This is a genomic window from Agrobacterium sp. K11, from assembly GCF_059429395.1.
In genome coordinates this window covers 536,760-553,379 of sequence record NZ_JCAHRB010000003.1, presented here as the reverse complement: position 1 = coordinate 553,379, position 16,620 = coordinate 536,760, and the positions used below count along the sequence as shown (strand labels likewise).

At 57.6% G+C, this 16,620-nt stretch carries 15 protein-coding genes, 1 tRNA gene and 1 riboswitch; of the genes, 10 read left to right on the top strand and 6 right to left on the bottom strand.

Annotation, left to right across the window (positions count from 1 at the left end):
- Positions 1-393: 393 nt before the first annotated feature.
- The 3 genes from AC5SEO_RS07875 (at position 394) to AC5SEO_RS07865 (ending at position 3,782) form a co-directional block, all read left to right on the top strand.
- Positions 394-1,596: an aspartate aminotransferase family protein gene (locus tag AC5SEO_RS07875; protein ID WP_003514925.1), complete on the top strand. Its 1,203-nt coding sequence runs from the start codon at positions 394-396 to the stop codon at positions 1,594-1,596.
- 55 nt (positions 1,597-1,651) lie between these two features.
- Positions 1,652-2,569: an ornithine carbamoyltransferase gene (argF, locus tag AC5SEO_RS07870; RefSeq protein WP_003514928.1), complete on the top strand. Its 918-nt coding sequence runs from the start codon at positions 1,652-1,654 to the stop codon at positions 2,567-2,569.
- Positions 2,570-2,792: 223 nt separating this feature from the next.
- A complete protein-coding gene (locus AC5SEO_RS07865) occupies positions 2,793-3,782 on the top strand; it encodes an Hsp33 family molecular chaperone (RefSeq protein WP_112958880.1) in 990 nt (329 codons plus the stop codon).
- A gap of 38 nt (positions 3,783-3,820) precedes the next feature.
- Here the strand turns inward: AC5SEO_RS07865 and apaG are convergent, their stop codons facing one another.
- Positions 3,821-4,213: a Co2+/Mg2+ efflux facilitator ApaG/CorD gene (gene apaG, locus AC5SEO_RS07860; protein WP_003514932.1), complete on the bottom strand. Its 393-nt coding sequence runs from the start codon at positions 4,211-4,213 to the stop codon at positions 3,821-3,823.
- A 236-nt stretch (positions 4,214-4,449) separates the two neighbouring features.
- Positions 4,450-5,634, bottom strand: a complete 1,185-nt coding sequence (locus tag AC5SEO_RS07855; RefSeq protein WP_097101446.1) for an O-succinylhomoserine sulfhydrylase — start codon at positions 5,632-5,634, stop codon at positions 4,450-4,452.
- A 42-nt stretch (positions 5,635-5,676) separates the two neighbouring features.
- Positions 5,677-5,755: riboswitch (SAM riboswitch) on the bottom strand.
- A gap of 73 nt (positions 5,756-5,828) precedes the next feature.
- Here AC5SEO_RS07855 and AC5SEO_RS07850 point away from each other — a divergent pair.
- The 4 genes from AC5SEO_RS07850 to AC5SEO_RS07835 all read left to right on the top strand — a co-directional run bounded on the left by AC5SEO_RS07850 (position 5,829) and on the right by AC5SEO_RS07835 (position 8,281).
- Positions 5,829-6,926 (top strand): 2'-deoxycytidine 5'-triphosphate deaminase, encoded by a 1,098-nt coding sequence (locus tag AC5SEO_RS07850; RefSeq protein WP_111804437.1) that lies wholly within the window; start codon positions 5,829-5,831, stop codon positions 6,924-6,926.
- Between the two features lie 56 nt (positions 6,927-6,982).
- Positions 6,983-7,056 (top strand) — tRNA-Gly (locus AC5SEO_RS07845).
- A gap of 154 nt (positions 7,057-7,210) precedes the next feature.
- On the top strand, positions 7,211-7,897 hold the full coding sequence (gene aqpZ / locus AC5SEO_RS07840) for an aquaporin Z (RefSeq protein ID WP_003514937.1): 687 nt from the start codon (positions 7,211-7,213) through the stop codon (positions 7,895-7,897).
- 90 nt (positions 7,898-7,987) lie between these two features.
- The gene (locus AC5SEO_RS07835) at positions 7,988-8,281 is read left to right on the top strand and encodes a hypothetical protein (protein ID WP_019564341.1); all 294 of its coding nucleotides are present in this window, start codon (positions 7,988-7,990) and stop codon (positions 8,279-8,281) included.
- Positions 8,282-8,416: 135 nt separating this feature from the next.
- Here AC5SEO_RS07835 and AC5SEO_RS07830 read toward each other — a convergent pair whose 3' ends face one another.
- Positions 8,417-10,354 carry a glycosyltransferase family 2 protein gene (locus AC5SEO_RS07830; RefSeq protein WP_174067980.1) on the bottom strand — a complete coding sequence of 646 codons (1,938 nt, stop codon included), beginning with the start codon at positions 10,352-10,354 and terminating at the stop codon, positions 8,417-8,419.
- A 170-nt stretch (positions 10,355-10,524) separates the two neighbouring features.
- Here AC5SEO_RS07830 and AC5SEO_RS07825 point away from each other — a divergent pair, with 170 nt between their 5' ends.
- Positions 10,525-11,286: a transporter substrate-binding domain-containing protein gene (locus AC5SEO_RS07825; protein WP_003514940.1), complete on the top strand. Its 762-nt coding sequence runs from the start codon at positions 10,525-10,527 to the stop codon at positions 11,284-11,286.
- Between the two features lie 40 nt (positions 11,287-11,326).
- Here AC5SEO_RS07825 and uppX read toward each other — a convergent pair whose 3' ends face one another.
- Positions 11,327-12,553, bottom strand: a complete 1,227-nt coding sequence (gene uppX, locus AC5SEO_RS07820; protein ID WP_236771129.1) for a Wzx-type polysaccharide biosynthesis protein UppX — start codon at positions 12,551-12,553, stop codon at positions 11,327-11,329.
- 350 nt (positions 12,554-12,903) lie between these two features.
- Between uppX and uppY the strand changes: the two genes are divergently transcribed.
- Both uppY and AC5SEO_RS07810 read left to right on the top strand, forming a co-directional pair.
- Positions 12,904-14,199: a Wzy-type polysaccharide biosynthesis protein UppY gene (uppY, locus tag AC5SEO_RS07815; RefSeq protein ID WP_025592405.1), complete on the top strand. Its 1,296-nt coding sequence runs from the start codon at positions 12,904-12,906 to the stop codon at positions 14,197-14,199.
- Positions 14,200-14,226: 27 nt separating this feature from the next.
- The gene (locus AC5SEO_RS07810) at positions 14,227-14,979 is read left to right on the top strand and encodes a polysaccharide deacetylase family protein (RefSeq protein WP_025592407.1); all 753 of its coding nucleotides are present in this window, start codon (positions 14,227-14,229) and stop codon (positions 14,977-14,979) included.
- 74 nt (positions 14,980-15,053) lie between these two features.
- Here the strand turns inward: AC5SEO_RS07810 and AC5SEO_RS07805 are convergent, their stop codons facing one another.
- Both AC5SEO_RS07805 and AC5SEO_RS07800 read right to left on the bottom strand, forming a co-directional pair.
- On the bottom strand, positions 15,054-15,704 hold the full coding sequence (locus tag AC5SEO_RS07805) for a S24 family peptidase (protein WP_003514944.1): 651 nt from the start codon (positions 15,702-15,704) through the stop codon (positions 15,054-15,056).
- 111 nt (positions 15,705-15,815) lie between these two features.
- Positions 15,816-16,466, bottom strand: coding sequence for a response regulator (locus tag AC5SEO_RS07800; protein WP_174067982.1), 651 nt, complete (start codon positions 16,464-16,466; stop codon positions 15,816-15,818).
- Positions 16,467-16,620 lie beyond the last annotated feature (154 nt).

Here is a 16,620-nt window from a genome sequence, read left to right as displayed (position 1 = left end):
TCCCTCTCCGTCTCGCGCGCATGCCGCAAGCGTGGTTTCCGCCTGATTTTCGGTGACTAGTTCCGCCGCAATGCAGTCTAGTAATTAGCGATTAACCTAGTGCCAGCCCGACTCCGTGGCAAGAGTCGCGGGAATCATCTGGAATCGATTTTCCGGTTTTCCCCAACTTGCTGGCGTATTGAGTCTGAAAGGCAACACCTTGGGGCTGGCCCGCCGCCGCATACTAGTGCTTGAGAAGCCCGGGAAACGCTGACTTTTGTTGACATCGGCAAACGAAGTGACAATAGTGCCCCTGCCGCCGCAAGGCGGCATTTTGATTTTCAGGCGAGGGATAACCCCGCAAGCCTATTGACAACAGTTTGACAGCGCATCTGCGCAAGGAGTGATACAGCCATGGCCGAAGCCGGCGCGCCATTGTTTGATACGTTTTCAAGAGCCCCCTTGCGCTTCGAGCGCGGTGAGGGTGTATGGCTGTTCACGGAAAGCGGCGAGCGATATCTGGATTTTGCGGCCGGTGTTGCTGTCAACTCGCTGGGCCACGCCCATCCTCACCTCGTTGATGCGATCAAGACGCAGGCCGAGAAGGTCTGGCACGTCTCGAACCTTTATGAAGTACCGGGACAGGAAAAACTCGCCAGGCGCCTGACGGAAGCGACTTTCGCGGACAAGGTATTCTTCACAAATTCAGGCGCGGAAGCCCTGGAATGCGCCATCAAGACCGCCCGCCGTTATCACTATACCAAGGGCCATCCGGAGAAGTTCCGCATCGTGTCCTTCGAAGGCGCTTTCCATGGCCGTACACTGGCGACGATCGCCGCGGGTGGCCAGCAGAAATACCTCGAAGGTTTCGGTCCCAAGGTCGAAGGTTTCGATCAGGTTCCGTTCGGTGATGTCGATGCCCTCAAGGCCGTCATCACGGCTGAGACTGCAGCACTTCTGATCGAGCCCATCCAGGGCGAGGGCGGCATTCGCTCGCCCAGCAAGGAATTCCTGCAAATTCTGCGCGGATTGTGCGACGAGCACGGCCTGCTGCTGATTTTCGATGAGGTCCAGACGGGTGTCGGCCGCACAGGCAAGCTGTTTGCTTATGAACATACCGGTGTTGCGCCCGATATCATGGCGGTCGCCAAGGGTATCGGTGGCGGTTTCCCGCTCGGCGCATGCCTTGCCACGGCAGATGCCGCTTCCGGCATGACGGCGGGCGTACATGGCACCACCTATGGCGGCAACCCGCTGGCCATGGCAGTCGGCAATGCCGTGCTTGACGTCGTTCTCTCCGAAGGTTTTCTCGAGAAGGTCCGTGACGTCGCGCTGGTCTTCCGGCAGGGTCTGGCCTCGCTCAAGGACCGTTATCCTGACGTGATCGACGAAATTCGCGGCGAAGGCCTGCTTCTGGGCATCAAGGCGAAGATTCCTTCGGGCGAATTGCTGCAGGCCATGCGCGCAGAGCATCTGCTTGGCGTGCCTGCGGGCGACAATGTCATCCGTCTTCTGCCGCCGCTCGTCACCACGGCGGAAGAGGCCCGTGAGGGTCTTGCACGTATCGACGCGGCTGCCGCTTCCCTGACGGTTGCGAAACAGGCAAAAAGCGCCTGAAAAAATCAAGAGCGGGCCTCTCTTCAGGGGGCTCGCAAGCATGGGACAGATTAGAATGGGTTCACCAAAACATTTTCTGGACCTCTCGGCCGTCGGGTCGGAGGATCTGCGGACAATTCTTGATGATGCGCGCACGCGCAAGATTGCCACCAAAACCGGCACGGCGGAAAAGCCGCTTGCCGGCAAGATGCTGGCAATGATTTTCGAAAAACCGTCCACACGCACCCGCGTCTCCTTCGATGTCGGCATGCGCCAACTCGGCGGTGAGACCCTTTTCCTGTCGGGCACGGAAATGCAGCTGGGCCGCGCGGAAACGATTGGCGATACGGCCAAGGTGCTGTCGCGCTATGTCGATGCCATCATGATCCGCACCACGGATCACTCGCGTCTGCTCGAGCTTGCCGAACACGCCACCGTGCCTGTTATCAATGGCCTGACGGACGACACGCATCCCTGCCAGATCATGGCGGATATATTGACGTTCGAGGAACATCGCGGCCCGGTCAAGGGCAAGACCATTGCCTGGACGGGTGACGGCAATAATGTGCTGCATTCGTTCGTGGAAGGCTCCGCCCGTTTCGGTTACCGCATGGCGATGGCAGTACCGATGGGTTCGGAACCGCACGACAAGTTCCTGAACTGGGCACGCAACAATGGCGGCGAAATCTCGCTGTACCACGATGCCGACAAGGCAGTGGCGGGCGCTGATTGCGTCGTCACCGATACCTGGGTGTCCATGAACCAGGAACACAAGGCGCGCGGCCACAATATCTTCCAGCCTTATCAGGTCAATGAAGCGCTGATGGCGAAGGCCAACAAGGAAGCGCTGTTCATGCACTGCCTGCCGGCGCACCGCGGCGAGGAAGTAACGGATGCAGTGATCGACGGGCCGCAATCGGTGGTCTTCGACGAGGCGGAAAACCGGCTCCATGCGCAGAAGTCCATTATCGCCTGGTGCATGGGCGTCATCTGACCGCTATCGGCCGGGTGCTTGAACTCGGCGATGCACATTCCCATTTGTGGGGCTTCGAAGACGCTCGTCGGCTTTTCGCTGGCGGGCCACCTCACGATTTGCACGATTTTCCCCGGAGGCAGTTTCGCTTCCCGGATCTCTGTGCGACAAGCTGAAAAAGTACATTTTAAAAGCCGGACTTTTGGACGGTAGCGGCGCAACGGCTGCGCCAAGGAGTTATGACATGGCAGATGTAACGGTTGAACTGGACAATCTCGATTTAGCTGGCGACGACAAGGTTGTGCCCTTTCAGGTCGAAGGTCTGGACGTGCGCGGTCGCGCCGTACAGGTCGGGCCGCTGTTGAATGCCATCCTCGAACGTCACGAATATCCCGAGATTGTCGCCCGCCTGCTCGCGGAAGCAACGGTTCTGACGGCGCTGATCGGCACATCCCTGAAATTTTCCGGCAAGCTGACTGTGCAGACCAAGGGCGACGGCCCGGTTGACCTTCTGGTGGCGGATTTCACCGCGCCCGAGAGCATGCGCGCTTATGCTCGTTTCGATGAGGAGCGGCTGGCGGAAGCTGTTGCTGCGGGGCAAACCTCGCCCGAACAATTGCTCGGAACCGGCATTCTGGCCTTCACCATCGATCAGGGCGTCGGCATGCAGCCTTATCAGGGCATCGTGCCGCTGGACGGTTCTTCGCTGGAAGAAATCGCCGGGGTTTATTTCCGTCAATCGGAACAGCTTCCCACCCGCGTACGCCTCGGCGTTGCCCAGTTCTTCGACCGTGACGGCGAAGGCAAGCCGCGCCATAGCTGGCGTGCAGGCGGCGTGATTGCCCAGTTCCTGCCGCAGGCGCCCGAGCGTTTGCGCATGCGCGATCTCCATGGCGGTGACGGCGACGAGGGCGATTATGAAGTGGCGGAGGACGATGCCTGGACAGAGGCAGTGTCGCTGCTGAATACGGTGGATACCGACGAGCTGACCGATCCGCAGGTGCCAGTGGAGCGTCTGCTTTACAGGCTTTTCCACGAGAGCGGCGTGCGCATCTACGATCCGCAGGTCATTTTCGACCGTTGCAGCTGTTCACGGGACAAGATCAAGGGTGTGCTGTCCGGTTTCACCGCTCAAGAGATCAAGGCGAGTGAGGAAGACGGTGCGATTGCCGTGACGTGCGAGTTCTGCTCCACGACCTATCGTTACGATGTCAGCGAGTTTGAAAACGTCTGACGAGGAGAGCCGCGCTTGTGAATGGCGCGGCTTTTTTGTCAGTTCAGCACCCGCAACAGGCCGGGTGAATCCAGTGAAAAGGCGGGGATGGTGACGTTGAACACCTCGCCTTTGTCCGTTTCCATTTCATAATGGCCAAACATAAGGCCTGACGGCGTATCCAGCGGGCAGCCGGATGAATATTCGTAACTGTCGCCGGGGTTCAGATGCGGTTTTTCGCCGACGACACCCGGCCCGTAGACCTCATCCACCTGTCCGTTCTGGTCGGTGATGTGCCAATAGCGGTTGACGAGTGTTATCGGAACATCGGAATTGTTCGAGATCACGACTTTATAGCCCCAGACGTAACGATCGTCATCCGGGTCGGACTGCTCCTCGAGATAATACGGATCGACCGTTACCTCGATATCCCTTGTCAGAGCACGATACATACGCGCCACACCTCGATATTTTCCCTGCTGCCATCATCCTACACTACAGGTTCTGGCTATCGTCAAGAAAATGAATGACTTGACGACCACGTGCATCTTCTGTTGCGCCGTTTTTTCACCGTTAGGGATAACGGTAAAGGTAAATATTGGTTGCCCGACGCGGGCTTTCACCCAGGCGGGATGCGTGCCATGGTCCGACGAGGAAGTCGGGCCATGGCGATATGTCGATTGAATTCTTAAGCTGAAACGGCCGCAAGACCCTTCGCCAGATCTTCCAGCAGATCGTCCGTATCTTCGATACCGCAGGAAAGACGCAAGGTCCCGCCGGAAATACCGAGTTCGGCACGCGCCTCGTCGGTCAGGTTCTTGTGCGTCGTGGTGCCAGGGTGGGTAATGAGGCTCTTGGCATCGCCGAGATTGTTGGAAATCTTCACGATATCAAGCGCGTTCTGCAGTGCGAATGCCGCTTCCTTGCCACCCTTCAGTTCGAAAGCCACGAGCGTCGAGCCGCCCGACATCTGCCGCGCGATGATGTCTGCCTGCGGATGGTCGGCGCGACCAGGATAGATCACTTTGGCAACCTTGCCGCTGTCGGCGAGGAAATCGGCGATCTTCGAGGCATTGGCCGTCTGCTGCTTGACACGCAGCGGCAGGGTTTCGATGCCCTTCAGCAGCGTCCAGGCATTGAACGGCGACATGGCTGGGCCGGTGTGGCGGAAATAGTCCTGCAGCTCTTCCTCAATCCACTTCTTGTCGGAAAGGATCACGCCGCCAAGGCAACGGCCCTGACCGTCAATGTGCTTCGTCGCCGAATAAACGACGATATGGGCGCCGAGTTCGAGTGGCTTCTGGAAAAGCGGTGTGGCGAAAACATTGTCGACAACCACTTTCGCGCCGATCTGGTTGGCGAGCTTCGCCACGCCGGCAATATCCACCACTTCGAGCGTCGGGTTGGTCGGGCTTTCGAGGAAAAACAGCTTGGTGTTCGGCTGGATCGCCTTTTCCCAATTGTTGAGATCGCGTCCGTCGATCAGCGTGCACTCGATACCGTATTTGGGTGCAAGCGTTTCTACCACCCAACGGCAGGAGCCAAAAAGCGCGCGGGCAGCAACGATATGGTCGCCTGCACGCAGCTGGCACATGATGGCGGCTGTCACGGCGGCCATGCCGGAGGCAAGCGCACGGGCGTCTTCCGCACCTTCCAGCAGGCACATGCGCTTTTCGAACATGTCATTGGTCGGGCTTGCATAGCGGGCATAGATGAAGCCATCCGTTTCGCCCTTGAAGCGCGCTTCGGCGGCTTCGGAGTTTTCGTAAACGAAACCCTGGGTCAGATAGATCGCTTCCGACGTTTCACCATAGGGCGAGCGTAGCGTACCACCGTGAACGAGCTGGGTTGCCGGGCGCCATTTATTGCTCATGTGATCACCTCAAAACAAAAAAACCGGTCGCAAAAGCAGACCGGTTCCTAGCACCCGGTCTTTTTAGCCACTTGTTTAACGTGGCTGCAAGCCGACCGGCCAAATCACCACGGGATAAGCTTGCCATACTGCCGTTACCGGCTTGCGTCAATGCTTTCCTTTTGGTTTTGTCGCCGTAAAAAGGAATGATGATCATGACCAGAACCACGGGCATTTTGGCGGATGGCGCGATCAGGGCGCTGTTTGCGGGCGGCAAGCTGAAAAGCGAGGCTGATCTCGATGTCGATCAGGTGCAACCCGCCAGCCTCGATCTGCGACTGGGTTCCAAAGCCTATCGCGTGCGCGCCAGTTTCATGCCCGGCCCCGGAACCCGAGTCATCGACAAGCTCAACCGCTTCAGCCTGCACGAGGTTGATCTGAGCGAGGGGGCGGTGCTGGAAACCGGTTGCGTCTACATCGTGCCCTTGATGGAGAGCCTGGAGCTGCCGGCGGATATGTCGGCTTCGGCGAATCCGAAAAGCTCGACGGGGCGTCTTGATATCTTCACCCGCGTCATGACCGACAATGCGCAGGAATTCGACAAGATACCTGCGGGCTATGCCGGCCCGCTCTATCTGGAAATCAGCCCGCGCACCTTCCCGGTCGTCGTGCGCCGTGGCTCGCGCCTCTCGCAAATCCGTTTCCGCATCGGCCACTCGTTGCTTAACGAAGCCGAGCTTCTGAAATTGCACGAGACGGAGATGCTGGTCGCCAGCGAAACCCCTAATGTGACCGGCGGCGGCATCGCGCTTTCCATCGACCTAAAGGGTTTTGGCGAAAAAGGGCTGATCGGCTATCGCGGCAAGCATCACACAGCGGTGGTAGATGTCGACAAGAAGGCTCAGCACGATGTTCTCGATTTCTGGGAACCTCTATACGCCCGCGGCCGTGCCGAACTGATCCTCGATCCGGATGAGTTCTATATTCTCGTTTCGCGTGAAGCCGTGCATGTACCGCCACTTTATGCGGCCGAAATGACACCCTTCGATCCCTTGGTGGGCGAGTTCCGCGTGCATTATGCGGGCTTCTTCGATCCAGGCTTCGGCCATGCGCAGGCGGGCGGCACGGGCAGCCGCGCCGTTCTCGAGGTGCGCAGCCACGAGGTGCCCTTCATCCTCGAACACGGCCAGATCGTCGGCCGGCTGGTTTACGAGCACATGTTGCAAAAACCTGATGGCCTCTACGGCAGCGGCCTTGGCTCCAACTATCAGGCACAGGGCCTGAAGCTCTCCAAGCATTTCCGCACGGAGTAATGATCCTGTCGGGTGCTTGACACCCGATAAGAACTGTCCGATGTCTTGTGCGCGGCGCGGGTGTAGCTCAATGGTAGAGCAGCAGCTTCCCAAGCTGAATACGAGGGTTCGATTCCCTTCACCCGCTCCATATTTTCAAGGCAATCCAAACAACTTCCTGGCCAGCCAAAAGCGCGCATGTCACCGCCATCGCTCCGGCAAACGTGCGACTATGCGATTTAGCTTGACTACAATTAAATTGCACGTAATAGTTGATGCGGTCGTAACATTATTGGGGGAGTGTTATGAGTCGCAAGCTTCTTTCGGAATTTCTTGGCACTTTCTGGCTCGTGTTCGGAGGTTGCGGCAGTGCGGTTTTTGCCGCTGCTTTTCCTGAACTCGGCATTGGCTTTCTCGGTGTCGCTTTCGCTTTCGGTCTGACGGTTTTGACCATGGCCTATGCGGTCGGGGGTATTTCGGGCGGTCATTTTAATCCGGCCGTTTCCGTCGGTCTGTCCGTTGCTGGCAAATTTTCGGCATCGAACCTCGCTCCTTACATAGTGGCGCAGGTTCTGGGGGCGATTGTCGCGGCGGGGGCGCTTTATGTCATCCTTACCGGCAAAGCCGGTGCCGATATTGGCGGTTTTGCCGCAAATGGTTACGGGGAACATTCGCCGGGTGGATATTCGCTCGTGTCGGCACTGCTGATCGAAGTCATTTTGACGGCATTTTTCCTGATCGTCATTCTGGGATCGACGCATGGCAGGGTTCCCACTGGTTTTGCGCCGATCGCCATCGGCCTTGCTCTCACACTTATTCATCTGATCTCCATTCCGGTCACCAACACATCCGTCAATCCGGCCCGCTCGACGGGACAGGCGTTGTTTGTTGGTGGATGGGCGCTGCAACAGCTCTGGCTGTTCTGGCTCGCTCCGATCCTCGGCGCCGCAATCGGCGCCGTGGTCTGGAAACTTTTCGGCGAGAAAGACTAAGGCTCAAGGCCCGCTTTCTCCGGCCCGAACAGACATGAATGGGAAGCATTGTTTCCCCGAATGGTCGGGGAAACCTGTGAGGAGGATGACATGGATCTTACTTCGATATTGGCCCAAATTGTCGGCGGTGCGGTTGGCGGTTCGGCCGGCGGAAAAATACTCAAGGATTCCGATCTCGGTGCGCTCGGCAACCTGATTGCCGGCGCTATTGGCGGCATCGGCGGAGGAACCGTGCTCGGATCGCTGCTCGGGACGGCGGGAACTGCTGCCGCCGGCGGCATGGATATAGGCGCTCTTGCCGGCCAGCTCGTTGGCGGCGGCGTCGGCGGCCTGATTGTCCAGATCATTGTCGGCCTCATCAAGAACAAGCTCGTTACCAAATAGAGCTGCTCGGCCGATCTTTTGCGAAGCGATAAAGCTTGCCGATGGAGAAACCTCGATCGGCAAGGCGTTTTGGTTTGTGCCATATCCGCAGTGGCGGCGCTGACGGAACCGGAATTCGTTTATAAAATCTGGTCGTCAGGCCTTGTTCCTGATGACCGGCATATGCGGCGTCTTGTTCCAGACGAACGGCTTGGTTTTCAATTCCACCACGGCGCGCCATGCGGCGAATGACAGCATCAGCCAATAAAGCGGGATCGCCAACCAGCGCCGTCCGACCTGTTGTTTCTCATGAGCTATCATCCTGTTTCTGCCCATCAGTACGAAGATGGCGTAGCTTCCGAAAATATTCAGCGTATCGATGAAAAACAGAATGCCCTGCCAGGAAAGCAGCATATCCGCGCCGTTTTCCCGGATTGCTATGGCCATGAAGGCGAAGGAAACAAACAACAAGGGATGGGCCAGCGACGACAGAAGCATGCCGCCAATCAGCAGCTGAAAGACGATATAGGCGATCCATCCCATGCGGTGCGCGGTCGTGAAGGGCGAGCGGGTCATGACCAGCCAGCTTTGCAGCCAGCCCTTGTACCAACGCGCGCGCTGGTTCAGCCAGACGGAAAGGGAGGTCGGAGCATCCTCCAGTGTCTGTCGCCGGATGACACCGCAGCGATAACCCAGCCTGTGCAGCCGGAGGCCCATATCGGCATCTTCCGTCACATTATACGGGTCCCATCCTCCCACCCGGCGTAACACGGCGGTGCGGAAATGGTTGGAGGTGCCGCCAAGCGGCAGCGGCAACTTGCACGCTGCAAGAACGGGCAACATGCAGCGGAAAAGGCCGGAATATTCAAGTGCGAAACAGGCGCTGAGCCAGGAGGAGCTGGCATTGCTGATAATAAGCGGCGCCTGCACACAGACCACCTCGTCCGGCTGGTCGCGGAAGGCGGCATAGGCCTCGCGCAATTGCAGCGGATGCGGCCGGTCCTCGGCGTCGTAAACGGCAACGAAAGTGCCACGCGCGCCGGAAAGCGCATAGGTCAGGGCCTTGGGCTTCGTGCGTGGCATGGATGGCGGCACCCTGACGATCTCGATATGCGGACCGGGATTTATCCGCTGGATGGCCTCGATCGTCGCTACGTCGTCTGCCTCGCATACAAGCTTGATATCGAGCCGGGATTTGGGCCAGTCCAGCCGCTCCAGCGCATGAATGAGCTGCTCAACGACCGCCTCTTCGCGATAAAGCGCCACAAGAATAGTGTAGACCGGCAGCTCCCCGTCCTGCTGGAGTGGTATGACGGTTTTCGCATCGTTTCCTTTTGGCGTATGGACGAGTGCAAACAACCTGAAAAGCAAGGTGGAGAGATAAAGCATCGTGAGGGTGACGTGAATATAGGCCATGGCCGCCTGCGTATAAAACAGTAGCGACAGAACGAGCAGGGTAACGAAAATGCCGCTGACAAAACCCTGCTCGCCATGCAGCGTGATCCTTGCGGAATGCTGCGGCGCCGCGTTGAAAAGCTGATGTCGCGTGTCTCGGCAGCGGCGTGCTTCGCCGGCCTTCCAGATTGCGCTGCGCATGGCCTGTGGCGTGGTCACGGCAAGTTCTTCGAGAAGATACGGACGCTGATCGAGGATGCCTTTCAGCAATTCCATCCTTGCCAGTTCCGGCACGATCAGCAGCACTGGCTTGCCATTCAGCGGTGTCAACCGCAGGAGCCGTGGTTCGGCTAGTTGCGCGTCCAGGTGATTGAGGTCTGCCACACGACCCGGATCGATTTCCGGTCGAAACGGCAATCGCAACAATCTGGCAAAAGCACCGTAATACGCATCCGCATCGACCAGGCCGCTCGCCAGCAACTCGTCTTCCACGGTTGAGCCGTTTTTGAGGGCCTGCTCTTCGAATGCAGCGATGTAAGGCTTGCCGAACCCCAGCGAAGAGAGAAAGCGTGTTGGCCCATGCTCGTCCGGTTCGGGCGCTGTCCAAAACGGATTGTCGCCGATGAGCGAAAACGCAATTTTTCGCCCCGCTGACGTCGTGCGGAACGATTCTCGTGTATAGTGCCTAAAATAATCCATGCATCGCCGCCGCCGCCATGGTAACGCCCTGCTTCTTGCTACGGACAGTATAGATGAGAATGATGAATGTAACGCGAAATATAGTTATTGTCTTTACTTTAGCTATCGCTTTACAATTCGGTGGTAATTTGGGAAAACTTCACGCGGAAGGTCTCTCGGACAGAAACCGCATGCCGGTGCTGTTTGATGCGCAGGAGCGGTTTCCGGGTGGCGATCTGTCCTCCGTGCCCCGGATCAGGTTTTTGATGTCGGTCGATTTCCCACCCTTCAATTTTACCGATCAGGAAGGCCGGCTTGCCGGTTTTCATGTCGATCTGGTGCGCGAAATCTGCGCCCAGCTGAAGGTTGAGAGCAAATGCCAGGTGCAGGCACTGCCGTTTGATGAGCTGGAGGCAGCGCTGGAAATGGGAGAGGGCGAAGCGGTGATTTCCGGCATTGCCACCACCGCCGATCTGCGAAAGAGTTTCACCTTCTCGCGACCCTATCTGCTGTTGCCCGCGCGTCTTGCCGTCAACAAGGCAGCGAAATTCACTGGCTCCGGCGCTGATGCCCTGTCGGGAAAGAAGGTGGGTGTGGTCACGGGCTCGCGGCACGAACAGATGCTCAAGGCATTTTTTCCCAAAGCCTCGGCCGAAGGCTTTAATGGTTACGAACCCATGTATGAGGCGTTGAAGACGGGCAAGGTGGACGCGGTTTTTGCGGATGGTCTGCGCCTGCCTTTCTGGGTTTCGGGAAGCACGTCCGGTGCTTGCTGTGCGCTTTTCGGCGGACCTTATTTATCCGACAGATTTCTTGGCGAAGGCCTTTCCATCATGGCAGTTGATCCGGACGATGTGCTTGTACCGGCCTTTGATCAGGCGCTTGCCGCACTTTCGCGCAATGGCCGGCTGGAAGAAATCTACCGGCGTTATTTCCCCTACGGGCTTTATTAGAGAAATCCGGTTTCATTCGGATCTGCGCCCGGATAACGTTCTATTTGGCGGGCACAAAGGCTTCTTCGTTGCGCCGCAATCGCAAAAGAGCGATCCAAACGGCGGCGGCGATGGCGGCTTCCACGAAGAAATAGCTGCCGATCGTTCCCGAAATGCTGAACGACCAAGTGAGGAAGGCGACGATAACGGAGCCGATGAGATTACCGCTGTTCCATATCTTGGCGCGGATATCCTGCCGTCCGGATGCACCAAGCGCCTCAAGCGCGGTCGCCGCAACGGCCATCGGCAGCACGACCCAGCAAAGGATACGGGTGATGATCGGCAGCGAGACGTATTCGTCGCCGAACAGTAGCGGCAGGAAGGGTGCGATGATGAAGATGACCAGCGCGCTGCCGACTGCGATGACAAGCGCTGCCTTCAGCACATTATAAGCGCGCTCTATAGTCTTTCCGATACCCTGCAGGGCGGCTGAGGCCGACCCCGGATAGATCAGCCGGTTGAGAGCCTCGACGGAGAGGTAGGAGCTGTCGAGAATTCGCCGGGCAATGGAGTAGCTGCCCAGAACCTCGGCGCTGGCAACGGCACCGAGAACGAGAATATCGGCATTGCCACGCACGGCCTTGAACAGGAATTGGGTGGAAAACAGGATGCCGATGCGGATTTCATCGCGAACGATCCGGAAAATCGGCCGACCGAGCCTGCCGATCGCCTTCAGCGAAATCACTGCCGCAATCGTATGGGCAGCCAGGTTCCACAGGGCCCAGGCCTCCACCGTCTCCACCTTGAAGATGAGACAGGCGACCACGGCGGCAATTGTGCGGGCAACGGCGAACATCACTTCCAGCTTGTTGGCCGAGGCGAAGTCGGAATGGGCGATGAAGCTTTGGGTGGAAAGTGAAATGACTTTCAAAAGGATGAGGTTCGTGACCAGGATCACGAAAGTGGTGATGAGGGTATGCAGCAATGTTTCCGACGTCGGGAAAAACACCGGGATCGTGACCATGCCGATGATGGTCAACACAATACCGGTAGCGGCGCTCAAGAGATAGCTGTGGCCGAGCATCACGGGAAACATGCTGCGATCCTGCGCCACGCGGCGGATCAGCGATTCCTGCGAACCGAAACCACAAATCTGTACGCCGAGATTGGTCACGGCCGTGATCGAGGCATAGAGCGCGAATTGTTCCACGCCGAGATGGCGGGCAAGCAGGGCGAAGGTCAAAAGCTGGGCGGCGCTGGACATCAAAAGCGCCCCGCCGGATGCCATATAGGTCAATCCCAGTCTGACTAGATGGCTGAACCGCGGCGTATTCAACGACACCTTATTCTCCGTGCTTTCCGGCGTCGCCGGGCGAATTCAAGATAACTGCCGTGTTTTTAAAATTGATGAACTGAAAAACCCGGCAAGGGGGCAATAATTCGAAGGCCGTCGACCTCTATGAATGGCAGTTGCCCAGTCTTAGCCTTCTTAAGGTAAGAGAGGGTTAAAGCAATTGTATAATAATGATGATAATGACTGTTATGGTTATTTGGACATGGCCCGGTTTCAAAAAGGGTTTCGTTGTTCGTCACAAGGCAGGCCAATGATCCGATTATCCTTTTTCGATGTGGCCGACGATGCCGCCTTTTACTGATACGCAGTCCATTCCTGTACAAAGCAACAGCATGTCGCTTACGGGCGGCCGTCGCGACGCGATTTTTTTCGTCGTCACGATGCTTTATATCTGGATTTCCGTTGCGCCTTTCGAAAATCTTGCGGCTGCACCCGTGCCGCACGCCGCCGCAAACCAGCTGACCGGGCTGGTGATTGCGCTGATGCTGGGTGTTTTTGCCCTGCGTCATCGGCTGACGGGGCTTTTGTTGCGGCCGCGTCTGCCCATTCTGCTGTTGTTTTCCTGGCTGGTGATTTGTTCGGTGCTTGGCTCCCAGCCTGGCACTTCGCTGCAACGTTTGCTCTTTACGGGCCTTCTGTGCTTCATCACCAGTGTCCTCGTCGTCATGCCGCGCGACAGGCGGCAGTTCGACCGGATGATGGCCATCTTCGCCGTCATCCTGCTGGCGCTCTGCTACTTCGGGGTGATCTTCCTGCGCTCGCGCTCGATCCACCAGCCCTACGATCTCGATGAAACGGCGCTCGCCGGCGATTGGCGCGGCATCTTCAATCACAAGAATGCCGCCGCTCCGGCCATGATCATTCTCGTCATGATCGGGCTTTACCTGCGCAATAGCTGGTCGACGGTCGGCGGCATTGTCATCACGCTTCTGGCAGGGTTCTTCCTCTGGAAAACCAACGGGAAAACCGCAGCAATGCTGTTGCCCGTCACTGTTGCGCTGGTCTGGGTCATGGAAAGACATGCCGGTCGGACATTGCTGATGATCGGAGGTCTTCTGGCTTTCCTCAACATCCTCGCGGTCGGCTCCACCTATTTTCCGAGCATACGGCATGTGGTTGATAGTCTGGGGATCGATTCCACCTTTACCGGCCGAACGGATATATGGCGCCTGTCCTTCGACACGTTTGCGCAATCGCCGATCTTCGGGCAGGGTTTTCAGGCATTCTGGACGAGTGACCGGCTTCTGGCGCAGGCCGATACCGCCGGCACCTGGGCGGTCACCGCCTTCCATGCCCATAACGGCTTTGTCGAAAGCCTGCTGAATGGCGGCCTGCCGGCCTTTGTTCTCATCGTCATATGGCTCGTCATCATACCCGCAAACGATTTTCGTATAGCTGTGAACAAGGGTACCGATCCGGCATTAACGCGGCTTTTTGCACGAATTTGGGTGTATGCACTGCTTTCTTCGTGTCTTGAGAGTAATTTCTTTACCGGAACCGGGCCTATCTGGTCTTCTCTACTGATTGCAATCTATTGTTTGAGGCATCAGGCGTACGACATACTTGAGCAGGGGCAGTAATTTGCAGACAGGCCGGGGGGCTTATGCATGACACAAAAAATCGGGACATTTGCAGACAGGATCAATAACCGGCTGGTGCAGTACTTTCCAGGACCGGCGGCGCTGATCAAAACGTCCGAACCAATCGTCTCCTTCACATTCGATGATGTGCCGGCGAGCGCCTGGACAAAGGGCGCGCGCATTCTGGAAAGCGAGGGTGTTCGCGGGACATTTTATCTCGCAGGTACTTTTATCGACAAGCACTATGAACAGCAGGACATGATTTCAACCGAAGGCTGTTCGGAACTTGCAGCGGCTGGCCACGAGCTTGCCTGCCATACTTTTTCCCATCGCAAACTCTCGAGCTTTTCACGGCGCGGGCTTGAAGAGGATCTTGATCACAACGAAACCGTGCTGGGATCGTTCGCCGAAAACCGAGGCAGGCGGAATTTCTCCGTTCCTTTCGGCATGGCCTCGCCCGTCATGCAGCCCCTGTTACGACGAAGGTTCAAGACCGCTCGCGGCATCATGCCTGGCATCAACCGGGGCAGCATCGATCCGTACAATCTTGCCGGGGTGGAGTTGCGCGCGGACCAAAACTATCTCGATGCCGCCGATCGTTGGCTCGAGGACGTTTTGCAAAATGGCGGCTGGCTCATCATTTTCACCCATGATGTTTCGCAGACGCCGAGCTTTTACGGTTGCCCGGAAGACAAACTTCAGAGCCTTGTCCGCAGGGCAGCCTCCGGCGGTGCGAAGATCATGACGGTTGATGCCGCGGCAACGTCACTCGGTCTGTAAAGGGATAGTATCGACGCCTGCTCTCTGAGTTGGGCCCGGGCAAGTAGGACGCCTGTCTTCGCAATGGCGGGTGTCTATTGGCTGGCCCAGATGATGCGGGCGATCCATTCCACATCGGCCATGTCGAAGCTGCGGTTCGGATGTTCGGGATTGAGCGAAAGAAGCTCGATATTCTTGGGGCTTTGCCGCGCCAGCACCTTGGCCATCACTTCGCCGTCTCGGCTTTTCAGCACCACGCGGTCGCCGCGCCGCACCTGCGCGCCCGGCTCCACGATCAGGATATCGCCGTCGCGGTAAAGCGGCATCATGCTTTCGCCCTGTACTTCCAGCGCGTAGACGCCCTGCTTGCGTTCGGGAGAAGAGGGGAACTCCACCACATCCCAGCCTTGGCCGGCCGGAAAACCGCCATCGTCGAAAAAGCCGCCGGAGCCCGCCTGCGCAAAACCGAGCAGGGGGATGGCATTGTCCGCACCTGAAGGCTGCATTGTCTGCGTCCTGCCGAAAGCATAACCAAAAAACTGGTCGACGCTTGCCCCCGTCGCCTCCAGCACCTTGGATACCGATTCCGTCGAAGGCCAGCGTTTGCGGCCATCCGGGCCGAAACGTTTCGATTTGTTGAACGAGGTGGGATCGAGACCGGCACGCTTCGCCAAGGCCGAAGGCGTCAGCTGGTGACGTTTGGCAAGCGTATCGATGGCGCTCCAGATCGTCTCGTGTGAAAGCATGATGAAAGCCCGCAGGTGGAGCCCGTGGCGGAAAAGCTCCTGTCGTTTACTCCGCGGAATCTAGACCATATCCCGTCAGGAGTAAAGAAAAGAAAGGAATAAAATCCTCTATTATGCCACCATGGCCGATGTGTTTATCTTGCTGAGCTGTATCACCGCCTGTGTACGGCTATCGACCTTAAGCTTCAACAGAATAGCGGAGACATGCGCCTTGATGGTGGCTTCCGAAACATTCAGCGCATAGGCGATCTGCTTGTTCAGCAGGCCTTCCGCCAGCATGCCCAGAACCCGGCTCTGTTGCGGCGTCAGCGTTCTGAGCCGGCCGATGAGATCAGCCACGTCAGGATCATGCTCCTTTTCGCCCTGACAGCTTGCCGGTATCCACACATCGCCTTCAAGAACCGCGCGAATGCCATCCCTGATATCGTCGATGCCCGAGGATTTGGAAATAAAACCGGAAGCGCCGAGTTCGATGGACCGGCGAACAGTGGTCGCGTCGTCCGTTGCCGAAACGATGACGATGGGCAGGCTGGAAAATTCCGCCCGCAGCGCCATCAGGCCTGAAAATCTGCTGACACCCGGCATGGCGAGGTCCAGAAGCATCAGATCGGCGTCGTTGCACGCCGTCGCGGCACTTCTGGCAGCCTCGAAATCCCCGGCTTCCATGATTGTCTGCTGCCCGTCGAGACCGGATACGGCCTGTTTTAGGGCGCCGCGAAAAAGCGGGTGGTCGTCTGCGATGATAATGACAAGTTCCGACATTCTGGCCCCCTCCCAAGGGCGTTATGCGGTTCTTTGAAAGGTATGGCGCACTCCCGTTTGCCGGCAGTCTAGACTACTTCCGGCTCCTCTTCTGAAAGGTTGCTCTAATCGGTTGCGTATTACAAGAAAAAGCTTGGGAACAGCCGTCGCGGCA